This window comes from Rhizobium favelukesii, from assembly GCF_000577275.2.
Taxonomy (GTDB): domain Bacteria; phylum Pseudomonadota; class Alphaproteobacteria; order Rhizobiales; family Rhizobiaceae; genus Rhizobium; species Rhizobium favelukesii.
In genome coordinates this window covers 410,051-431,967 of the sequence record NZ_HG916852.1, presented here as the reverse complement: position 1 = coordinate 431,967, position 21,917 = coordinate 410,051, and the positions used below count along the sequence as shown (strand labels likewise).

Annotated in this window: 19 protein-coding genes and 2 pseudogenes; 13 read left to right on the top strand and 8 right to left on the bottom strand. The window is 62.1% G+C overall.

Annotation, left to right across the window (positions count from 1 at the left end):
• Position 1 precedes the first annotated feature (1 nt).
• Together fhuF and LPU83_RS40425 are read left to right on the top strand one after the other, a co-directional pair.
• Positions 2-751 (top strand): siderophore-iron reductase FhuF, encoded by a 750-nt coding sequence (fhuF, locus tag LPU83_RS40430; RefSeq protein WP_024314496.1) that lies wholly within the window; start codon positions 2-4, stop codon positions 749-751.
• The gene (locus tag LPU83_RS40425) at positions 748-1,875 is read left to right on the top strand and encodes an ABC transporter substrate-binding protein (protein WP_024314495.1); all 1,128 of its coding nucleotides are present in this window, start codon (positions 748-750) and stop codon (positions 1,873-1,875) included. Before fhuF ends, LPU83_RS40425 begins: the two co-directional genes overlap by 4 nt.
• Here the strand turns inward: LPU83_RS40425 and LPU83_RS40420 are convergent.
• The 5 genes from LPU83_RS40420 to mutM all read right to left on the bottom strand — a co-directional run bounded on the left by LPU83_RS40420 (position 1,872) and on the right by mutM (position 7,585).
• Positions 1,872-2,951 (bottom strand): saccharopine dehydrogenase family protein, encoded by a 1,080-nt coding sequence (locus tag LPU83_RS40420; protein ID WP_024314494.1) that lies wholly within the window; start codon positions 2,949-2,951, stop codon positions 1,872-1,874. The genes LPU83_RS40425 and LPU83_RS40420 overlap by 4 nt on opposite strands.
• Positions 2,952-3,059: 108 nt before the next feature.
• Positions 3,060-4,607 carry a chromosomal replication initiator protein DnaA gene (gene dnaA / locus LPU83_RS40415; protein ID WP_024314493.1) on the bottom strand — a complete coding sequence of 516 codons (1,548 nt, stop codon included), beginning with the start codon at positions 4,605-4,607 and terminating at the stop codon, positions 3,060-3,062.
• Between the two features lie 835 nt (positions 4,608-5,442).
• On the bottom strand, positions 5,443-5,721 hold the full coding sequence (gene rpsT, locus LPU83_RS40410) for a 30S ribosomal protein S20 (RefSeq protein ID WP_024314492.1): 279 nt from the start codon (positions 5,719-5,721) through the stop codon (positions 5,443-5,445).
• Positions 5,722-5,906: 185 nt separating this feature from the next.
• Positions 5,907-6,680, bottom strand: a complete 774-nt coding sequence (locus LPU83_RS40405; protein ID WP_024314491.1) for an enoyl-CoA hydratase — start codon at positions 6,678-6,680, stop codon at positions 5,907-5,909.
• 14 nt (positions 6,681-6,694) lie between these two features.
• The gene (gene mutM, locus LPU83_RS40400; RefSeq protein ID WP_024314490.1) at positions 6,695-7,585 is read right to left on the bottom strand and encodes a bifunctional DNA-formamidopyrimidine glycosylase/DNA-(apurinic or apyrimidinic site) lyase; all 891 of its coding nucleotides are present in this window, start codon (positions 7,583-7,585) and stop codon (positions 6,695-6,697) included.
• Between the two features lie 152 nt (positions 7,586-7,737).
• Between mutM and ubiE the strand changes: the two genes are divergently transcribed.
• The 10 genes and pseudogenes from ubiE (at position 7,738) to LPU83_RS74000 (ending at position 18,657) form a co-directional block, all read left to right on the top strand.
• Positions 7,738-8,514: a bifunctional demethylmenaquinone methyltransferase/2-methoxy-6-polyprenyl-1,4-benzoquinol methylase UbiE gene (ubiE, locus tag LPU83_RS40395; RefSeq protein ID WP_024314489.1), complete on the top strand. Its 777-nt coding sequence runs from the start codon at positions 7,738-7,740 to the stop codon at positions 8,512-8,514.
• Positions 8,515-8,570: 56 nt separating this feature from the next.
• Positions 8,571-10,145 (top strand): 2-polyprenylphenol 6-hydroxylase, encoded by a 1,575-nt coding sequence (gene ubiB, locus LPU83_RS40390; protein WP_024314488.1) that lies wholly within the window; start codon positions 8,571-8,573, stop codon positions 10,143-10,145.
• 93 nt (positions 10,146-10,238) lie between these two features.
• On the top strand, positions 10,239-11,822 hold the full coding sequence (locus tag LPU83_RS40385) for an aromatic amino acid lyase (protein ID WP_024314487.1): 1,584 nt from the start codon (positions 10,239-10,241) through the stop codon (positions 11,820-11,822).
• A 31-nt stretch (positions 11,823-11,853) separates the two neighbouring features.
• Entirely contained in the window at positions 11,854-13,236 is a 1,383-nt protein-coding gene (locus tag LPU83_RS40380) for a dihydroorotase (RefSeq protein ID WP_024314486.1), read from the top strand.
• Entirely contained in the window at positions 13,233-14,495 is a 1,263-nt protein-coding gene (locus LPU83_RS40375) for a Zn-dependent hydrolase (protein WP_024314485.1), read from the top strand. The genes LPU83_RS40380 and LPU83_RS40375 overlap by 4 nt, the downstream gene beginning before the upstream one ends.
• A complete protein-coding gene (locus LPU83_RS40370; protein WP_024314484.1) occupies positions 14,495-15,592 on the top strand; it encodes a thiohydantoin desulfurase in 1,098 nt (365 codons plus the stop codon). Before LPU83_RS40375 ends, LPU83_RS40370 begins: the two co-directional genes overlap by 1 nt.
• Positions 15,593-15,596: 4 nt before the next feature.
• A complete protein-coding gene (locus LPU83_RS40365; protein ID WP_024314483.1) occupies positions 15,597-15,926 on the top strand; it encodes a TfoX/Sxy family protein in 330 nt (109 codons plus the stop codon).
• Positions 15,927-15,981: 55 nt separating this feature from the next.
• The gene (locus LPU83_RS40360) at positions 15,982-17,643 is read left to right on the top strand and encodes a thiourocanate hydratase (protein ID WP_024314482.1); all 1,662 of its coding nucleotides are present in this window, start codon (positions 15,982-15,984) and stop codon (positions 17,641-17,643) included.
• 137 nt (positions 17,644-17,780) lie between these two features.
• A pseudogene (locus tag LPU83_RS74005) lies at positions 17,781-18,128 on the top strand (EamA family transporter); the annotation flags it as partial.
• Positions 18,129-18,357: 229 nt separating this feature from the next.
• Positions 18,358-18,657, top strand: coding sequence for an EamA family transporter (locus LPU83_RS74000; RefSeq protein ID WP_445081732.1), 300 nt, complete (start codon positions 18,358-18,360; stop codon positions 18,655-18,657).
• A gap of 13 nt (positions 18,658-18,670) precedes the next feature.
• Here LPU83_RS74000 and LPU83_RS40350 read toward each other — a convergent pair whose 3' ends face one another.
• Both LPU83_RS40350 and LPU83_RS40345 read right to left on the bottom strand, forming a co-directional pair.
• A complete protein-coding gene (locus LPU83_RS40350) occupies positions 18,671-19,063 on the bottom strand; it encodes a VOC family protein (RefSeq protein ID WP_037068959.1) in 393 nt (130 codons plus the stop codon).
• 8 nt (positions 19,064-19,071) lie between these two features.
• Complete coding sequence (locus LPU83_RS40345; protein ID WP_037068957.1) at positions 19,072-20,316, bottom strand: MFS transporter; 1,245 nt, start codon at positions 20,314-20,316, stop codon at positions 19,072-19,074.
• Here LPU83_RS40345 and LPU83_RS40340 point away from each other — a divergent pair.
• A pseudogene (locus LPU83_RS40340) lies at positions 20,283-20,933 on the top strand (LysR substrate-binding domain-containing protein); the annotation flags it as partial. The gene LPU83_RS40345 and the pseudogene LPU83_RS40340 overlap by 34 nt on opposite strands.
• Here the strand turns inward: LPU83_RS40340 and LPU83_RS40335 are convergent.
• Positions 20,934-21,839, bottom strand: a complete 906-nt coding sequence (locus LPU83_RS40335; protein ID WP_024314478.1) for a LysR family transcriptional regulator — start codon at positions 21,837-21,839, stop codon at positions 20,934-20,936.
• Between the last annotated feature and the right edge of the window lie 78 nt (positions 21,840-21,917).

Below are 21,917 nucleotides of genomic sequence, written 5' to 3'. Positions count from 1 at the left end.
GATGGCGAGCGCGCAGGACCATGTGGTTGATCCGGTCGACAGCGCCTCGGTCCTCTCGCCGGCCTTTGCCGGTGAGCATGCGTGGTGCAACGAGAAGATGGCGCTCTCCACCGACCTGCCGGACGCGGTACCGCTGCCGCTCTTCTTCGGCGACGGCGGGTTCAAGCAGGCGATCGATCGCTACGCCGAGGCCTGCGGCAACAGCGACAGGCGCGCCGTCGTGTCGATGTGGTCGTTGTATTACTTCTCCGCCCTTTCCATTCCCTATGTGCTGGCCCGTCGCCTCGCCGCGCAGGAGCTTCCGGTCGCCTTCGACGGGATGGCCATCGCAGTGCAGGAGAATGGCCTGCCGCGTGCATTCGGCGTGCCGCACCGGGGCCGGAATGCTGAGGGTGGCGAGGAGGACGGTTTCGAAGCCATCGGTCCCTTGTTGGAACAGCATCTTCCAGAGGCCGTGACGAAGCTGAACGCCTCCGGCATTTCGGCCAAGCTGTGCTGGAACAATGCCGCTGTGTATCTCGACTACGCGCTGCGGATGACACGGCCACCCGAAGGCCCCGATCTGGCGGTGTTCGTCCGCGGCTGCCTGCCGGACGGCGGCGTCAACCCTCTCTGCGGCAGCGTCCGATATGTCGAGGACGACGGCGAGCGCGTCGCCCGGCGGAAGATATGCTGCCTGCGCTACATGCTGCCCGGCGTCCAGAGCTGTGGCAAGCTTTGTGCTCTTCCCAGCCAGAGGAACGTGCAATGATCCCGTCCACGATCACGCGACGCGGCTTTCTCGCTGCGGCGTCTGCTGCGCTTTGCGCGCCGGCTCTGTTGAAGGCACAGACGCGCTGGCCACTGACCGTGACCGATGCCGTCGGTCGAATGGTGACGATTGCGAAGAAGCCGAAGTCAATCATCCTCGGAACGGGTTTCAATCTTTTCGCGCTGTCGCTGATCCACCCGGATCCGGTGAGTCTGCTGGCAGGCTGGGCGACCGACATGAAGACGGACAACCCGTTCATCTACGATGCTTTTCGCAAGAAATTTCCGGCCCTCGACAAGGTGGCGCTTGTCAGCAATGGGCAGGCGGATGGCATGTCCTTCGAAGCCGCACTTTCCTTGGAGGCCGACCTTGCCGTCATGGGCATGTGGCAGGCAGAAGGCGAGCAGGGCAAACGTGCCATCGAGTATCTGCAATCGATCGGCGTGCCCGTGATCGTTGTCGATTTCAATCTCGATCCGCTGAAGAGCACGCCGCGGGACATTCGGCTCCTCGGTCGCGTTCTGGAATGCGACCAGCAAGCGGAAAACTATGCTCAGTTCTTCGAAAAGCGGGTGGACCGCATCAAAGCGAGGGCGGTCGGGAAAGGCGAAGATGGGCCGCTCGTGCTGATGGATGCCTTTCCAAGCACAACGCGTGGCAGCTGGGCGGTCGGTCGCACCGGCCTTGGTGAATTGATCACGCTTGCCGGCGGGCGCAACATCGCCGACAAGAACCTGCCGCCACAGGGCGGACCCGTGACGGCAGAATATATCATCGCCGCGGAACCGGACGTCTATATCGCCACCGGCTCGCCGGGCGGCACCTACACCGTCTTTTCGATCGGTCCCGGGGTCGATCCCGCAGAAGCGCGGCAGTCGCTCCAGGAGACCGTTAAGGCACCAAGCCTGGCCCCGCTGAAAGCGGTGCGCGAGGGAAATGTGCACGGCATGTGGAACTTCTTCAATGCCGTGCCGCTGAACGTGCTCGCCGCCGAAGCCGTGGCATCCTGGGTAAGGCCCGACCTCTTTGGCGATGTCGATCCGGCCGACAGCCTCGCCGAGATCAACGAGCGCTTCGCGGCTGTCCCCTTCGAGGGCGCCTACTGGACCAGCCTAACCACTTAGCGAGCTGGCGCGCTCGTCTCGAAGAGGCCGCCTGTCGGAGTTTTCAGGAACATCTCCAGCGGAATGTATTCCTGATGCAGGAAGCCCGTGGACGGCAAAAGGTCGTCGCGCACCATCTCGATGACGGCAACCACCGAGGCCGACGTCGTCCAGGCGATCGCCGTGCGGCGGGCGCCGGCTATCTCGATCGGATAATAGGCGCGCACAAATTCCTTGCGGCGGAGGTTGCCGTTCTCCATGCCCTCCGCTGCGACGTGGACGTAGACAACATCGTCCTCGACCGGAGGCTTGGCGTTGGTGAGGATTTCGCCGGCAAGGTTGCGCCTGTCGCGCATCAAAAGCTCATGGAAGAAGAAGTTCATCAGATCCATGTGGCCGGGATAGCGCATCGTCTTGTAGTCGAGGTTCTCGACCTTGCCGAGCAGCGTATCGCACATGGTTCCGAGGCCTCCTGATGTCGTGAAAGCTTCGAGCTTCACGCCCTCGACATAGATCGTCTCGTGCCATTCCATCGGCGAGACGAGCTTGCGAACGCCGCCCTCGATCACTTCACAGTCGTTCAGATACTCGTTGACCACCCCTTCGGGCGACCAGTTAAACGCGTAGCCGAGGAGACCGGTCGGGTGCTGCGGCAGAGCGCCGACCCGCATTCGAATGGAACGGCACTTGTCGAAGCCGTCCGCAAGGCTCGATCCGACAATGCCGACGAAGCCGGGGGCCAGGCCACATTGCGGCGCCATCAGGCCGCGTGCCGTCTTGGACAGTTCGATGATGAAGTTTGTCGTCGGCACGTCTTCGGTCAGATCGAAGTAGTGGATCCCTGCGACGTGGGCGGCGCGCGCAAGGCCGATGTTGAGGTGATAGGGCAGGCAGGAAAGCACGGCCTCAACGCTGGACAACAGTTCACCGATGACGGCGGGGTCGGAGATGTCGCCACTCCTGCATTCGAATGGCTGGCTTTCCGTCGGCGCCTGCAGGTCGACGCCTAGAACGTCGAACCCTCCCTCATGCAGAAGCGTTGCAGCCAACCGCCCGATCTTGCCCAGTCCGAGAACAGCGATCCTGTCGAAACTCATCGGCTCCCCCTGTGGCCACGTGGCCACTCCAGCGTACAGAAGATTGTGCGCAAAAGAAAACGGCCGGAGCAATGCCCGGCCGTCAAACGTGCACAGAAGATTGCCCGACTATTCGTTGATCAGGCGCTTCAGCAACTCAATCTCATGCGAAAGCTTGGTGTCGCCGGCGATCAGCTCCTCGATCTTTCGCACGGCGTGCAGCACGGTCGTATGATCGCGACCGCCGAAGCGACGGCCGATTTCCGGGAACGACCGCGGCGTCAGCGTCTTCGACAGATACATGGCGATCTGGCGCGGTTTGACGATGACGCGGGTGCGGCGGTTCGAGACCAGTTCCTGGCGCGACACGTTATAGTGCCGTGCGACGATGCGCTGGATGTCCTCGATGCGGACACGGCGCGGCTCGCCCGAGCCAACGAGATGAGCAAGAAGCTCGTCGACGCGCTCGACCGTCAGGTTCGGCTCGAAGGAGCGGCGGAAAAGCAGCTGGTTGAAAGCACCTTCCAGCTCGCGGCCGCTTGCAGTGATGTTGCGCGCAACATGGTTCAGCAGTTCGGCCGGGATTTCCAGAGACGGGTCCTCGACGCGAGCAGCGGTAAGGCGACGCTTCAGGATCTCGAGACGCATCTCGTAGTCCGGCGCGTCGAGCTCAATGGCCACACCGCCCTGCAACCGCGAGCGGACGCGTGGATCAAGCGATTCCAGCTCCCAGGGAGCGCGGTCGGCAGCGACCACGACCTGCTTGGCGCTGTCGAGCAGCATGTTCAGCAGGTGGCAGAACTCGTGCTGGATCATCTTGCCCTGCAGGAACTGCATGTCGTCGATGATCAAAAGGTCGATGTTGCGCAACGAGTCCTTCAAGGTCAAAGCATCATTGTCACGGATCGCTGTTGCGAAACGCCACATGAAATACTCTGCCGTCAGATAGACGACGCGCAGGGCGCGCGGGTTCTGAACCGCGGCATTGGCGATCGCCTGTAGAAGGTGCGATTTGCCGAGACCGACGCTGGAATGGACGAAGAGCGGATTGAAGCGGACAGCGCCCTGCCCGGCTTCCGCAATCGTCCTGGCAGCAGCAAGTGCTACGCGGTTGGAGCTACCCTCAACAAAGGTGTCGAAGGTGAAGCGGGAGTCCAGCGGCGAGCCGAAGAGCGGCTGGCCGGCAGTCGCCGGACGGGCAGCGGCTGCGGACGATACCGCCTGCTGCGCAATCTGGCCGGCATGCTGCGCCGCTGGGCGGCGCGTCTGCGCGGCGGCAACAGGCTCTGGGGAAACCGGCGCTTCAGCCGGTTTACCAACGCCACGCGTTGCCGTGCGCACGAGAATTTCGACTTTCAGGATTTCGGAGTCTTCGGCCTGAAACAGGCTGGTGATCAACTCAAGATACCGGTTGTTGATCCAGGACTTCAGAAAAGTTGTCGGCACCGTCAGGCGCACGACGCTCTTGGAAACCGAATGCAGCTTCAGCCGCGCAAACCAGCTTGCATAGACATCCGGACCGACTTGCGCCTTCAGGCGGGCGCTGACACGCTCGAAAAGTACACCATGCTTCATGTCTCCCTTTTCCCCTGCCGCTCCAGCGCAAATAGAGCCAAACGCCTGCGGTTCGTTGTCCCCGCTATCCAGGGCATCCGCCGTCATTGTATTCATCTGCATCATGCCGCCTTCCATTCGTCGGCCGACTTTGTTCGTCGCCCGATTATTTCCCCGCTATGACCAGAAAGTGGCACCCTCATGAGCCACTCGCCTGCCGGTTCACTCAAATACTGCCCCACTCACAAGACTTTCCGAGAAAGCGCGAGCCCGCCTCATGCGGCGTCGACTGCCTTCTGTCGGACTGGATGCCGCTCCTCGTCAGCTGGCGTCCAGTCGTCTTGCCACGACTTCTCTTCCCCATTCCGGTTTCACGCAACGCGTGCAACCAACACACAAAAAATCACCGTTCCGCGACAGCCACGTCGCGGTCAAAAATGCTCAAGTGCGTGAAAAACCGGAAGCTTAGGCTCTCCGTAACAAGTGGCACAGGTTCATCGTCCTGCCGACGTGGCAGTTTCAGACCAAGCCTTCACAGGTGATGTCTGGACCCCTTGTTGATCGGCATTTAGGCAGGATCGAATGCGGGAATCAACGATGAATTTTACGCAAAATTAAGAGCGGGCCGTTGACTCGGGGGGCAGTCTTTGGGCGTCACATCCGCGTCAAAAAAGAATCGCTTTTGAATCAAGGAGATTCGTCCCGCGGGCATTTTTGACACGCATAAAAAGAAAAAATAAAAAAGCTTCTTGACTCTGCTCAGACCGCAGATTGTAGGCCCCGAGTCGAGCGTACCTGAAGTATCCTACAACAAGTATTTGTTTTCATTGCCTTTTTCGTGTCACACGCTCGACATGAAATCGTCGCCGAATTAACCATACGGAAGCCAGTCGGCGGAATCGAAAAAGCCCGACAAAGTTGCCGGGCTAATCATAATGGTGCGTCCGTTAACGAAAGATTATGCGGTCACAGAAACCGACAGAGCCTTCACACGCGCTGCCAGGCGCGAAACCTTTCGGGAAGCCGTGTTGGCGTGCAGGACGCCCTTGCCTGCGGCGCGAGCCAGTTCCGGCTGCGCGGCGAGGAATGCTTCCTTTGCCTTGGCAGCATCACCAGATGCGATTGCCTCTTCGACCTTGCGAACGAACGTACGAACGCGCGAGCGACGAGCCTTATTGACGTCGGTACGGCGGGCGATCTTGCGGGTCGCTTTTTTCGCCGAAGTTGTATTGGCCATGGATGCCTCTCTAAGAATTCGAACAAACTCCGTCATCACCGCGGGCCCTGCGGCCACTCAATCCAGCAATGCGGGAGCATAATCGGAAAACCGGAGTGGCTTCCCGAACCGTGGGCGGGCATATAACCCTAAAGCCGACCCACGTCAACGCGCATTTTCAAGGAAACGCCGCCTTTCTCCAAGGCTCAGCGATTCTTGAAGGCAGGCTTACGCTTTTCGATGAAGGCCGTCATCCCTTCTTTCTGGTCTTCGGTGGAAAAGAGGCTATGGAAAAGGCGACGCTCGAAGCGCAGACCTTCCTCCAAGGTGGTCTCCAGTGCGCGGTTTACGGCCTCCTTCGCCATCAGCACGGAAGGACGCGACAGCGAGGCGATCTTGGCGGCAGCCTCCAGAGCCTCGTCCAGCAGCCGTTCGGGCGCCACCACGCGCGAAACGAGTCCTGCGCGTTCGGCTTCGGCAGCGTCCATCATGCGGCCGGTGAGGATCAGATCCATGGCCTTGTATCTGCCGACAGCGCGCGTCAGCCGCTGCGAGCCGCCCATACCAGGAATGACGCCGAGTGTGATTTCGGGTTGGCCGAACTTGGCAGTCTCCGACGCGATGATGATATCGCACATCATTGCAAGCTCGCAGCCGCCGCCGAGCGCAAAGCCGCTGACAGCGGCGATCACAGGCTTGCGCACCTTGGCAACGTCGTCCCATCCGCTCATCAGATCGCGGCCGTAGACATCGACATAATCCAGCGGCTGCATTTCCTTGATATCGGCACCGGCGGCGAATGCGCGCTCGGAACCAGTCAGCACCATAGCGCCGACGGCGTCATCGGCCTGGAAGACTTCGTAGGCCTGAAGAAGTTCCTTCAGCACCGTCGAGTTCAGCGCGTTCAGCGCCTGCGGGCGATTCAATGTGATCAGCCCGACCGCGCCTCGGGTTTCGACGATCAGCGTTTCGTAGGCCATGGACAATCCTCCCGTTACTTTTGACAGGCAGGGCAATAAAAGGTCGAGCGCCCTGCCTGGACAATGCGGGCGACGGTACCGCCGCAGCCCGGGTTGCCGCAAGGTAGACTTTCGCGGTCATAGACAGCGAAGGAATGCTGGAAATAGCCGAGCGAGCCATCCGTCTTGATATGGTCGCGCAGCGACGAGCCACCGGCCTTGATGGCGTCGGCGATGACGTCGCGGATCGAGGCGACAAGCAACTCCATCTGCTTGTTGGGCTTACCCGATGTCGTGACGATGGACGCCGCGGCACGCGTCGGCCGCAGGTGCGCGCGCCACAGCGCCTCGCAGACATAGATATTGCCGAGCCCGGCAATATTCTTCTGATCGAGCAGCGCGCTTTTCAGAGGCTGCGCCTTGCCAGCGAAGCGTTCCGCCAGATAGGCGGCACTGAGTTCGTTGCCTGTCGGTTCCGGTCCCAAGCCGAAGAGGAAGGGATTGAGATCAAGTTCGCAACGCTGTGCCACATCCATGAAGCCGAAACGGCGCGGGTCATTATAGATGACGCGGCTGGCGCCTTTCGGTCCCTCCAGGTGGAAGATGGCGTGATCGTGCTTTTCATCCTTCGAGCGGGGGTGATGGAATTCGCCCGGCCTATCAGAAAGCTGTTCCACCTCGATGCGGAAGGAGCCCGACATGCCGAGATGCGAAATGATCGTCGTGCCGTTATCGAGATCGATCAGCAGATATTTGGCGCGGCGACCGAGCGCGACGATGCTGCGGCCCGTCACCCGTGCCTCGAGACCATCCGGAAAAGGGAAACGCAGGTCTTTGCGTCGCAGCTCCAGGCGGGCGATACGCGCGCCCTCCATGGTGGGGGCAAGCCCGCGTCTGACTGTTTCGACTTCTGGCAATTCCGGCATCTTAACCCATCTATATCTAACATGTTTCCACCACGGGCGTTGTACGCTATAGCGCCAAGGTGCCGCGGCTTTGACCGTGGTCCACAGATAGCGTCGCGCGCGTCAGTTCGCTATGGTCGCCGCGCCGATTTCAGATAGATGGAGTATTTTCGATGTCAGAAAGCCGTACCTCCGCCGAAGGCGGCATGGAAACATCCTACGGCTTCCGCGACGTGGCGGGTGGTGAGAAGCAGGGCCTCGTCAACGACGTCTTTCACAAAGTCGCCAAGCGCTACGACATCATGAACGACGTTATGTCGGTCGGCATGCACCGCGTCTGGAAGGACGCGATGATTGCGGCGCTCAATCCACGCAGGGAGCCAGGCTACCGGGTTCTGGACGTTGCCGGCGGTACCGGCGACATCGCCTTCCGCATCGTCGAAGCCTCGAACCGGCAGGCACATGCGACCGTACTCGACATCAACGGCTCGATGCTGGCCGTCGGCGCCGAGCGCGCCGCCAAAAAGAAGCTCTCCGACAATCTGACTTTCGTCGAAGCCAACGCGGAGGATCTGCCGTTCGAGCCGAACAGCTTCGACGCCTACACGATTGCCTTCGGCATCCGCAACGTGCCGCGCATCGATGTCGCGCTGAGCGAAGCCCATCGCGTGCTGAAGCGCGGCGGCCGATTGCTGGTACTCGAATTCTCGGAAGTGGACATGCCGTTGCTCGACCGCGTCTATGACAGCTGGTCCTTCAACGCCATTCCGAAGTTCGGTAAGGCGATCACCGGCGAAGCCGAGCCCTACCAATATCTCGTCGAATCCATCCGCAAATTCCCCAACCAGGAGAACTTCGCCGAGATGATCCGCAACGCCGGTTTCTCGCGCGTCAGCTTCACAAACTATACCGGCGGCATTGCAGCCCTCCACTCCGGCTGGAAGCTCTGACGGATGGTTCGAGGTACACCGTTCACCTGCGCGCTTTGGCAGGCAGGCAATCCGGCATGAGTGCTCTCGGAGCATATTTCCGGCTCTGGCGCGTCGGCTGGATTCTCGTGCGCGAAGGCGTCATTTCGGCCTTGCCGTCAGAAGATCTTCCGCCCTCGATCGGCCTTGCCAAGTCCTTTGTTGGCCTATTCGCACGCAACCGCTCGAAATCGAAGAAGCGCAGCGACAGGCTGGCGCAAGCCGTCGAACGGTTGGGCCCCTCCTACGTGAAGATCGGCCAGTTCCTGGCGACGCGCCCGGATGTCGTCGGCGTCGAATTTGCAGACGACCTATCGCAACTCCAGGACCGCATGGCATTCTTCCCGCCGGCGGCGGCCAAGGCGAGCATCGCCAGTTCGCTCGGCCGCCCGATCGAAGACCTTTACGCAAGCTTCGGCGAGCCGATTGCCGCAGCGTCGATTGCCCAGGTGCATCCGGCGGAGGTCGATACACTGTCCGGTCGCAAGAAGGTTGCCGTAAAGGTGGTCCGCCCCGGCGTGCGTCAGCGCTTCTCGCACGACATCGAGGCGATGTATCTCGTCGCCCACATGCAAGAGCGCTTCATGCCTTCAAGCCGCCGCCTCAGGCCGGTGGAAGTGACGAAGACCCTGGAGCAGACCACCAAGGTCGAAATGGACCTGCGGCTCGAGGCTGCGGCCCTTTCCGAAATCGCCGAGAACACCGAAAAGGACCCAGGATTCCGCGTGCCGAAGGTGGATTGGGAGCGCACTGGCCGCGACGTGATCACCATGGAGTGGATCGATGGTGTGAAGATGTCCGACGTCGACGGCTTGCGCGCCGCCGGCCACGATCTCAATCGCCTTGCGGATACACTGATCCAGTCCTTCCTGCGCCACACGCTGCGCGATGGCTTCTTCCATGCCGACATGCATCCGGGGAATCTCTTTGTCGATGCGCATGGAGACATCGTCGCCGTCGACATGGGAATCGTGGGACGATTGGGCAAAAAAGAGCGCCGCTTCCTTGCCGAAATTCTCTTCGGGTTCATCACCCGCGATTATGTCAGGGTCGCGGAAGTCCATTTCGAGGCCGGCTATGTCCCCGCCCATCACAATGTGGAGAGCTTCGCGCAGGCGATCCGCGCAATCGGCGAGCCGATCCACGGACAGCCGGCCGAAACCATTTCGATGGGCAAGCTGCTGACGCTGCTGTTCGAGGTGACCGAACTGTTCGACATGGCCACGCGACCGGAACTGGTCATGCTGCAGAAGACCATGGTCGTCGTCGAAGGCGTGTCGCGCATGCTCAATCCACGCTTCAACATGTGGAAGGCATCCGAACCAGTCGTCGGCGACTGGATCCGCAACAATCTCGGCCCGAAGCGTATCGTCACCGACCTCAAGGACGGGTTGAAGGCAGCGGTCAAGCTTGCAGAAGCCGCGCCGGAGATTGCGGCCAAGACCGAGAAGTTTCACCATCAACTGCTGCACATGAGTGAGCATGGACTGCGTTTCGATGCGGAAACGGCCGAAGCGATCGGCAAATCCGAAGCGCGTCACAATCGCTCCGGTCGGTTCGCCCTCTGGATTATCGCGCTCGCCCTTCTCTATATAGCCTGGGTGGTCACCTGATCATCGCATGCAAATGCATGTTGTGTTCAATATTTGGGATATCCCATCGAATAGCGCCGTCGCATAGTCTCACTTATCAAGGAGATATGGCAGATGAAGCATGAACGCCCGCGCATCGAACTTTCCGGACAGCCGCTGAGCTTTGCTGAGATGGTGAGGATCGGATCGGGCAAGGTGGCGCTTTCCGCTTCGGCAACGGGTATGGCCCGCGTCGAGATCGCCCGTGGAATTGTCGAGGACGCGATCAAGGCTGGGATGCCCGTCTACGGGGCAACCACCGGCGTCGGTGCCATGAAAGACGTCGAGTGGTCCCCGGAGGACCTGGACGCCTTCAGTCTCGGGCTCGTGCGCGCGCATCACTTCGGCACCGGGACGCCGTTTTCATGCTCCGTCGTGCGCAACGCAATGGCCATCCGCATCAACACCGCTCTGACGGGGCAGGTCGGCTGTACACCTGAACTCGTCACTGCATACATGCGCATGCTCGAGGTGGACATCATTCCGGTCGTCCGCCGCACCGGGTCCATTGGTTGCGCCGATATTGGCCTCATGGGACAGATCGGCGCCGTCTTGACCGGCGTCGGGGAAGCCGTCTATCGCGGCAAGCGCATGCAGGCTGCCGACGCCTTCGCGGCAGCTGGTATGAAGCCCTTCACCATGGCCCCGCGCGACAGTCTTGCCTCGCTCAGCGTCAACGCCGTGAGCTTCGCAGCTGCAGCGGATGCGACACGCAATGCCGCCGCCTCCATTCGCGTGCTGCTGGCCTCCGGAATGATGGCGTCAGGGGCCCTTGGGGCCTCCCGAGATCCCTGGCTTTCCGTTCGCCATGTCGGCACCTCCCGGGAAGCTTTGATCGGCTCCTGGCTCTGCAATGCTTCGGACGCCTGGCAGTGGCCGATCAAGACCCACGTGCAGGACCCTTTGAGCCTGCGCATGGTCGCGCAGGTATTCGGTGCGGTCATCGAGAACCTGCTGACGACCGGACACAAGATCCTTGCCGCCACGGGACGTTCCGACGACAACCCTGTCGTCGTCGAGGGCCGCGTCATGACCTCGGGCGGGTCGCTGCCGCTCGATGTGACGATCCTGCTGGAATCGGCGGCTCTGTGCATGGCGCACGCGGCCCGCAATGCCTTCAACCGCTGTGTCCTGCTCGGCAACGGCCAGCGGCGCGATCTACCCGTCAATCTGGTGCCGCCCGGCCGCATCGCAACAGGTTTCGGCCCGATCATCAAACTGGCCGGCGAGATCTTCTCGCGCGTGCTATCGATGTCGAACCCGGTGTCTGCGCAGTCGCTGGTGGTCGCGGCCGGCCTTGAGGACGAGGCAGCGTTCCTACCGCTGGTGATCGAGCGTTTTGAGCGCCAGATGCGCGCTCTGATGCGACTTGCCGCCCTCGAGGCGCTGCTTTCGGCGCAGGCCGTGGACATCCTCGGCGACAAGCCGAAGGGTGTCGGTGGGATGCTCTACGATGTCGTTCGCAAACATGCGGAGTTCTACACGGTCGACCGGCCACTCTCTGCTGAGGTGGAAGCGATCGAGGAAGAGCTTGGCTCCGGCGCCTTCATGTCCAAGCTCATCGAAGAGGTACCGATCGCATCATTCGACGATTTCTTTGCACTCGGCTCGCTGGAGCGCATCGAGCAGCGTCTGACCCAGGAACAGGTCGCCATCTGATCCCTTCAATATTCGCCACGGAGAAAGCGGCATGGCTGATTTCGATCTCGTTCTGCAAGGCACGGTCGTTTTGCCGGAACGCATTCTGGAAGCCGGCTACGTTGCCGTCCACGATGGCAAGATTGCCGAAGTCGGCCTCGGTGTACCGCCAGCTGCGCGCGAGCGCCATCTCCTCGGCAAGGCATTAATCCTGCCCGGAGCAATCGACGCGCAGGTGCACTCACTGTCGCAGAAGGGTCAGGAAGACTTCATCTGGTCGACGCGGTCGGCCGCCGCCGGCGGCGTGACGACGATCGTCGACATGCCTTACGACGAAGGCAATCTCGTCTGCTCGGCGGAAGCCGTGAAGAAGAAGATCGCGCATGCTGGCCCGCAGGCGCGCGTCGACTTTGCACTTTACGGCACGGTCGATCCTGAGGACGGTGCCAAGCGCATCGCCGAGATGGTGGAGGCTGGCGTTGCCGCCTTCAAGTTTTCGACGTTCGGCACGGATCCGAAGCGCTTCCCGCGCATTCCCCCTGCCCTGCTGGACGAGTGCTTTGCCGCGATCACGCCGACGGGGCTGACGGCCGGCGTGCACAACGAGGATGACGAGGCTGTCCGCACCTATGTCGATCGCGTGAAGGCGAGCGGGATCACGGATTGGCGGGCGCACGGGCTCTCCCGGCCGCCGATCACCGAACTGCTTGCCATGCACACGATTTTCGAGACGGGCGCCAATACGGGATGCCCCTCGCACGTGGTGCATTGCTCGCTCGGGCGCGGCTACGACATTGCCCGGGCCTATCGCCGCGACGGCTACGAAGCGACCGTCGAGTGCTGCATCCACTATCTCACGCTGGACGAGGAAAACGACGTCAAACGCCTCGGCGGCAAGGCCAAGATCAACCCGCCAATCCGTCCGCGTGCCGAAGTCGAGGCGCTATGGCGCAAGGTCGTTGAGGGCAATGTCTGGCTCGTCTCGACGGATCACGTCAGCTGGTCCGAAAACCGCAAGACCAATCCCGATATGCTGGCAAACGCCTCCGGCGTGCCGGGGCTCGAAGTGATGGTGCCGCTCTTCATCAAGGGCGCGAGCGAGCGCGGTATCCCACTGACCTGGGCGGCAAAGTTGATGGCGCAAAACCCGGCAAAGCACTTCCGCCTCGATCACGTCAAGGGCGCACTGACACCCGGCAAGGATGCCGATATCGTGGTGCTTGAGCCGCGTGAAGCAATTTATGACGCAGCCGCGAGCGGCAACAACGTGGTCGGCTGGAGCCCTTACAACGGCATCCGCCTTCCCTGGACGGTCTCCGCTTCCTATCTGCGCGGCAGGAAGATCACCGATGGTGCAACCGTGCTGGCTGAGCCGGGCACCGGCCAATTTGTACGTCCGCTCTCAAGGCAGGTGATCGCCGGAGCGGCACAATGAGCCGAAACCTGCCTGTCAATGCCGGTCGTATCGCGGAGGATATCGACGCTCTGGCCGAGATCACCAAGCCTGGCCGGCCTTGGACACGCCGCGCCTTCTCGCCGCTTTTTCTCGAGGGGCGATCCTACATCGAAGCGCGCATGCGCGCCGCTGGCCTTGAGACCCGGATCGATGCCGCCGGCAACCTGATCGGCAAACGACAGGGTGCCCACAGCGGACTCGGCACGATCATGGTGGGTTCGCATTCGGATACCGTACCGGATGGTGGCCGCTTCGACGGCATTGCAGGGGTGGTGACAGCGCTGGAAGTCGCCCGTGCGCTGGGCGATCAGGGCATCGAGCTCGATCACGACCTGGAGATCGTCGATTTCCTTGCGGAGGAGGTCAGCATCTTCGGCGTCTCCTGCATCGGCAGCCGGGGCATGACGGGACAGTTGCCGGAAGCTTGGCTTTCCCGCGTGTCGGAAGGGCGTGATCTGGCGTCGGCAATCGCACAGGTTGGTGGCGACGCCTCGACACTGCCGTCGCAGGAGCGACCCGATCTCAAGGGCTTCCTCGAACTGCATATCGAGCAAGGGCCGGTGCTCGAGAACGAGAAGAAGGATATCGGCATCGTGACCGCGATCGCCGGTATCACCCGGATCGAAATTGTCGTGGAGGGACGCGCGGACCACGCTGGCACGACGCCGATGGACAGCCGTTCGGATGCGTTGGTCGCTGCCGCGCAATTGGTTCTCGATATCCGCAATGCGGCCGCCGCGCGGGCAAAGACGCTAGGTCATTTTGCGGCGACTGTCGGCGAATTCCGGATCGAGCCGAATGCGGCCAATGTCGTTCCGTCGAAGGTCGTGCTCTTGATCGATGGACGCGCGGAGGTGCGCAACGACATGGAAGCCTTCTGCGAATGGCTGGATGCGCACGTCATAAAGTTAGCCATTACTTACGGAGTTTCGATCAGGAGCCCAATGCGGGTCTCGGATAATTATCCGACGCCGAGCGACGCCGGATTGTTGAAAACGCTCGAAAGGGCCTGCGAGAGCGTCGGCGCAAAGCACCGACGCATGGCATCCGGCGCGGGTCACGACACGGCCTGGATTGCAAAGGTGGCGCCTGCCGCCATGATCTTCGTGCCGTGCAAGGAAGGGCGCAGCCACTCGGCTGACGAATGGGCGGAAAACGACGACATCGCGCTTGGCGCGGCAGTGCTTTTCGAAGCCGTCATAGACATGGACAAGAGCTTGAAGCAGGAGAATGCCTGATGGGACGCATACTCGTTGAGAAGGACGTCGAGGCGGCCGTCAAGGGCGGTTCCGTCTATGCCGCCGGCGGCGGCGGCTGGGCCGACCATGGCCGAATGCTAGGCTATGCCGCCGTCAATGTCGGCAAGCCGGAACTCGTGTCGATCGACGAACTGCAGGACGACGACTGGATCGCCACGGCCGCCGCGATCGGTGCACCGGCCTCCACGACCCCTTGGGAAATGCAGGGCATCGATTATGTGAAGGCCGTGCAGTTGCTGCAGGAAGAGCTAGGCGAGAAACTGTCCGGCCTGATCATCGGCCAAAACGGCAGGTCGTCGACGCTGAACGGCTGGCTGCCCTGCGCCATTCTCGGAACCAAGGTCGTGGATGCCGTGGGCGATATCCGCGCACATCCGACCGGCGATATGGGCTCGATCGGCATGGCAGGCTCGCCGGAACGGGTGATCCAGACGGCGGTCGGCGGGAACCGCGCCGAGAACCGTTACATCGAGCTTGTCGTGAAGGGCGCAACGGCGAAGATTTCACCGATCCTGCGGGCGGCTTCCGACCAGTCGGGCGGCTTCATCGCCAGCTGCCGCAATCCGCTGCGTGCCTCCTACGTCCGCACCCATGCAGCGCTCGGCGGTATTTCGATGGCGCTGGCGCTGGGTGAAGCGATCATCGCAGCCGAGAAGATCGGTGGCTCGGCTGTGATCGACGCCATCTGCAAGACGACCGGCGGCCATATCCTCGCCGGAGGCATCATCACCAAGAAGGACGTCGTCTACACCAAGGAGGCCTTCGACATCGGCACGATCGTCGTCGGCTCCGCCGACAAGGCGGTGACCATGCATGTGATGAACGAGTACATGGCCGTCGACGACATCGAAGGCAAGCGTATCGCGACGTTCCCCTCGGTCATCACAACGCTCTCGCCCGAGGGCGAGCCGTTGAGCGTCGGCCAGTTGAAGGACGGCATGCATGTCTTCATCCTGCATGTGCCGATGAGCATCATTCCGCTGTCGGCCAGCGTTCTCGATCCGACCGTCTATCCGCCGGTGGAAAAAGCGATGGGCATCGAGCTTGCTCGCTACGCGCTCGCGGCAAAGGCGTGACGCCATGGCGCGGGACCTCGGGCTGGAGGAATTGCTGAGGGAGGAACTGGGCGCTATTTCCGGCCTCAGCGAGAAGTCGATGTTCGGCGGCCGAGCCTTCCTGCTCGACGGCAACCTGCTCTGCGGCGCCCGCAAGGACGGCATGCTGGTCCGTCTCGGTAAAGGCAAAGACGGCTGGGCGCTCAGCTTGCCCGGCGCAGCGCAGATGCTCTCCGGCGGCCGCACCATGCAGGGTTGGGTCAGGGTCGGAGCCGACGTCTATGGCGATGACGATATGCGGCACCGTCTCCTGGAGGCCGCTATGACGTTTGTGCGCTCACTCCCCGCCAAGTGAACGCGACACAGATGGCCCACAAGCCCGAAGAAGACTGAGATAGAGGAACGAGCAGATGCCGAAGTCCAATCCACGCCATCCGAAATTTCCGATCCCGGGCGGCCCGGAGCTGCGCGCCAAGGGCTGGCGGCAGGAGGCGCTGCTGCGGCTTCTGGAGAATGTTCTCTCTGTCGGTGAGGATCCCGACAATCTCGTCGTCTATGCAGCACTCGGCAAGGCGGCCCGCAACTGGGCGGCGCACAAGGGCATCGTCAAGGCACTGACCGAAATGGACGAGGACCAGACCCTGCTCATCCAGTCCGGCAAGCCGATCGGCCTCGTCAAGACGCATGCAAAGGCGCCGCTGGTCATCATGGCGAACTGCAACATCGTCGGGCAATGGGCGAAGGCCGAGGTCTTTTACGAGCTACAGCGCAAGGGACTGATCTGCTGGGGCGGGTTGACGGCCGGCGCCTGGCAGTACATCGGCAGTCAGGGCGTCATCCAGGGAACCTATGAGATCTTCATGCGCATTGCCGAGCGCCGGTTCGGCGGCGATCTCCAGGGGCGCTTCGTGCTGACGGCGGGGCTCGGCGGTATGGGCGGCGCACAGCCGCTTGCCGGCCGCATGGCGGGCGCGGCGATCCTCTGCGTCGACATCGACCCCGAGCGCGCGAAGAAGCGACAGGAGATCGGCTACCTGCAGGAGATCGCGCCGGATCTCGACACTGCCCTTGCGATGATCGATGCCGCCGTGAAGGAGAAACGTGCGCTGTCGGTCGGCCTCGTCGGCAATGCCGCCGAGATCTATCCCGAGATCGCGCGGCGCGGCATCGTGCCCGATATCGTCACCGACCAAACCTCCGCGCACGATCTCGTCTATGGCTACGTGCCGAAAGGCATGAGCCTTACGCAGGTTCGCGAACTGCGCGACGACGGCCAAGGCCAGTTGATGGCGGCAAGCCGCGCCTCGATCGTGCAGCACGTGACGGCGATGCTGGATTTCCAGAAGAAGGGCTCCGAGGTCTTCGACAACGGCAACCTGATCCGTACGCAGGCGAAGGAGGGTGGTGTCGCCAACGCCTTCGAAATTCCGATCTTCACCGAGGCCTATCTGCGGCCGCTCTTTGCGCGCGCCATCGGCCCCTTCCGCTGGATGGCGCTGTCGGGCGAAGAGAGCGACATCGCCCGCATCGACGATCTGCTGCTCGAAATGTTCCCCGAGAACAAGATCATCACCAACTGGATCCGGCTGGCGCGCGAGCATGTGCCCTTCGAGGGACTGCCGGCGCGCATTGCCTGGCTCGGGCACGGCGAACGCACGACGCTTGCTCGCCGCGTCAACGAACTGGTTGCAAGCGGTGAGCTGAAGGGGCCGGTCGCCTTCTCGCGCGACCATCTCGACGCGGGGGCAATGGCGCATCCAAACATCATGACCGAGCGGATGAAGGATGGCTCCGACGCGATTGCCGACTGGCCGCTGATCGATGCGATGATGCTCTGCTCCTCGATGGCGGATCTCGTGGCGGTTCATTCCGGCGGCGGCGGCTATGCCGGCTACATGACGAGCTGCGGCGTCACCGTCGTTGCCGACGGCACTGATGCCGCCGACGAACGGCTGGATCATGCGCTCACCAACGACACGGCGCTCGGCGTCATGCGATATGCGGATGCGGGCTACGAGGAGGCGCTGGACGAAGTGGCGACGAAGGACGTTCCATACATTCGGCTGGGATAGGCTTGCGGCGCCGGCGTCGGACGTATTCCTGCCGGATTACGCTATGGCGTGGCGCAACGGATCGATCGCGGGTCGTGCGTGTCTGATAGACATCGGATGTCGATTCGACGCTGCCCATCCAACGAACGGACCTCGCCATGCAGCCACGCACCTATGGTATGCTCCTCGTCGGCATCGCTACGATCATGTGGAGCACCGCGGGGCTCTTCGTCCGGGCGCTCGATCTCGATATCTGGACCGTGCTCGGCTGGCGCTCTCTGTTTGGCGGGCTGGCGCTGACGGTCATCATTTTTGCAAAGAAGCGGATCAGCGCTGAGCCGGGCAAAGTGCCGTTCTATTTCTATCCGCTCTTCGGGCTCATGGCCGCCACGTCGATGTACGGCTACGTCAGCGCACTGAAGCTGACGACCGTTGCCAACGTGCTGGCGATTTACGCAACCGTTCCGTTCGTCGCGGCGGGCATCGCCTATGTCTGGCTGAAGGAGACGATCAGCAGGCGTGTACTCATCGCCAGCCTCATCGCCTTCGTCGGCGTCCTGATCGTCGCGGGCTTCGGCGCGAGACCGCAGGACATCGCCGGCAACGCCCTGGCGTTTCTGATGACGGTGACCTTCAGCATCCTGCTTGTTGCGGCAAAGACGCTACCCAGCGCTGCGGCTGGCGCCGGTCAATGCGCTCGGATCCGGCTTCTGCGTGCTGCTCTGCCTGCCCTTGATGTCTCATGCGATGCCGAGCCTGCAGGAAATCCTTGTGCTTGCCGTTTTCGGGTCGACGACATCGGGGATCGCCTATCTGCTCTTCATGACCGGCGGCCGCTATATTCCATCCAGCGAGGCCGGGTTGATCGGGCTGTTGGACGTCGTGCTCGGCCCGCTCTGGGTCTGGCTCGCCTTCTCCGAGACGCCTGATATCTCGACGATCATCGGGGGCGTGATCATCCTGATCTCCGTTTTCTGGTATTTGTGGAGCGGCATGAGAGGGGATCAGCCGCGGCGCACGCTGAAAAACGTATAGCCGGCTTATATTTTCAGGCCTCAGATTTCGGATTCGATACTTCGATAAGATTGCCATCCGGATCCCTGATATAGATGGAGCGGATCGGCCCGGCTGCACCGGTGCGATCGACAGGTCCTTCGACGATTGTCACACGCTGTGATTGAAGATGCGCGATGACATCGGCCAGTGGTGTGCTGGCGATGAAGCAAAGGTCAGCCGAGCCCGGGGTCGGCTGCTTCGCCTTGGGCTCGAATTCGTGGCCATGCATGTGAAGGTTGATCTTCTGGCCGCCGAACGTCAACGCCTTGCGCCCGTCGCCGAAGGTTTCGACGGTCATGCCGAGCGCCTGCGCGTAAAAACCGCAGGTCGCGTCGATATCGGCGACCGTCAGAACCAGGTGATCGAGGTGATCAATACCGATCATGGCTAATCCTACTGTTTTGCCAGCCGTGCGGCAACGAGGGCTGCGATCATACCCAAAGCGAGCAGCGCCAGTGCGAAGAGCACGACAGCATTCCAGCCATCAGCGCCCCAGTAGTAGCCGCCTACGGAACCGGCAACGCTGGAGCCGAAGTAGTAGGATAGCAGATAGAGCGAGGAGGCGTGACCCTTGGTGCCACGGGCAAGACGACCGACAAGGGCGCTCGCCACGGAGTGCGCAACGAAGAAGCCCGATGTCAACAGCACGATGCCGAGGACAATCAAGGGCAAAGAGGATGACAAAGTGACGGCGACGCCGGCGGCCGCGACCGCAATGCCGGCAGGCAGGACGACGAAATGCCCAATCCGATCTCCCAGCAAGCCGGCGATCCAGGATGCGGCAATACCGAACAGATAGACGGTGAAGATCAGGCCGAGTTCGGTCTGGTTGAGATTGTAGGGTGCCTGAACGAGGCGGAAGCCGATGTAATTGTAAACCGTCACGAATGTGCCCATGGCGAGAAAGCCGATGGCGAAGAGCAATGGCAAGGCCGGATTGCTGATGTGGCCGACCCAGGCCTTCAAGTGAAAGCGGGCGTCGAAACCCTTGCGCGGCGTGAAATTGCGCGATGCGGGCAACAGTAGGAAGAAGCCGATTGCGGCGGCGAGACCCAGTGTGCCAAGCGCGCCCAGCGCGACGCGCCAGGAGAAGAACTCGGCAAGCGTGCCGGTGACGACGCGTCCGGCCATGCCGCCGAACGCATTGCCAGCGATGTAAAGACCCATCGACGCACCAAGGCCGCGCGGATCGATTTCTTCCGAGAGGTAGGCCATGGCGACGGCGGGCACGCCGCCAAGCAGCAGACCTTCCAGAGCACGGATCACAAGCAGGGCGTGCCAGCTCGGCACGAGCGCGCAAGCGATGGTGCAAATGGCCGCACCGAGCAGCGAGGCGAACATCAGGCTGCGGCGGCCAAAGCTTTCGGAGACGGCCGCGGCACAGAAGATCGCGAAGGCAAGGAAGCCGGTCGATAGGGAAAGTGACAGCGAGCTTGCGGCCGGGCTGATGCCGAAATCCTCTGCAAAGATCGGCATCAGTGGCTGCACGCAATAAAGCAGCGAGAACGTTGCAAAGCCCGAGAGGAAAAGTGCGAGGCTAGCGCGCCGATAGGAGGACGTGCCACGCGGCAGGAACTGCTTGTCCTGCGCTTCTGCCGTCGTTCGCCGAGAAGGCGAAGCTCGCCGCCCAGCGAGCAACCCGGGGCGAGACCGGCCGGCTCGCGCTCGGTTTCACGGCATCTTCGGCCTTCAACACAGCGGTCAGCGGCACGATCCGCCGCTTTCGCAGGCAATGGCCCGATGTCAGCCTGTCGCTGACGGAGATGAACAGCAACTGGCTGATGGAGAAGCTGATGCGGCAGGAGATCGACGTCGCCTTCATCAGGCCAGGGCTGGAGGATCCCAAGGACGTCAGGCTGAAACGGCTGGCGGACGAGCCGATGCTGATCGCGCTTCCCGCGCACCATCCGCTTGCGAGATACGAAAAGGTGCCGCTCTGCGCGCTTGCAGGCGAGCCCTTCATCCTTTTTCCACGCACGGTCGGCCTCAGCCTCTACGACGATATCGTGCGTGGTTGCCGGGATGCCGGCTTCGAGCTCGTGGTGACGCAGGAGGCGCCGCAGATTCCGTCGGTCGTCAATCTTGTTGCCGCCGATCTCGGCGTGTCGATCGTGCCTGCCTCGATTGCCCATCTGGCGCTCGACGGGGTCGCCTACCGGCCAATTGAGGGGCCACCGCTGGTGGCGCGCCTGGGGCTAGCGATGCTCAAGGCACAGCGCTCCCTCGTCGCGGCCAACCTGATGAGCATGATCTGATCAGTCTGCCGGGTCCCAGTAAGGAGGATCGCCGAAGGTCGTGCGCAGATGCTGCGCCACGGCGCGCAGCTTGGCCGAAGGATTGCGGCCCTCGGGATGGGCCATGTAGATGAACTCCGCCTCCGGCCTGTAGCCGACATCGATCGCTACAAGCTTTCCCTCGCCAATTGCCGGGCCGGCGATGAAGGCCGGCAGGAGCGCGATGCCAAGGCCCGCAATCGCCGCATCGCGGATCATGTCGCCATTGTTCATGCCGACAGCCTGGCTGGCGCGCACGACGATCGCACCATCGGGCGTTTGGAAGCGCCAGTCGGCGACGCCGCGATTAGTGTAGAAGATACCCTTGTGCCCGTCGAGATCGGCGAGGGTCTTCGGCGTGCCATGGCGGTCGAGATAGGCTGGAGAAGCGACCAGAATCCGGCGGCTGCGGCTGAGCTTCCACACCACCAGGCGCGAATCGACAATCGGCCCATGACGGACCACCGCGTCATAGCCTTCCGAGGAGACATCGACGCGGCGGTCGTCAATGTCGAGCACCAGCTGGATCTCCGGATGCTCGGCCAGAAAGGGGTATAGGGCCGGACCAAGATGCATCCGCCCGAAGGTGACCGGGGCGGCGATGCGCAGTGGGCCGGACAGCGTGCCGCGGCGCACGGCCATCTCGGCGGTGGCTTCCTCGATCTCCTGAACGATCCGCGTCGCCCGCAGCAGGAAGGCCGCGCCGTCTTGGGTCAGCGCGAGCTTCCGCGTGGTGCGATGCAGGAGCACGCCCCCGAGCGACCTTTCGAGTTCCGCCAGCCGTTCGCTGACAACCGACTTTGAGAGCCGCAAGCGCCGGGCGGCCTCGCTGACGGAGCCCGATTCCACGACGGCCACGAAGGCCGTTATCCCCTCAACCCTGATCATCGTTCGGCAATTCCGAATTCGAGTTCCGTTATCTGGAGACTAATCCGAACGAAAGGAAAATGCCATCTTCCACTCATC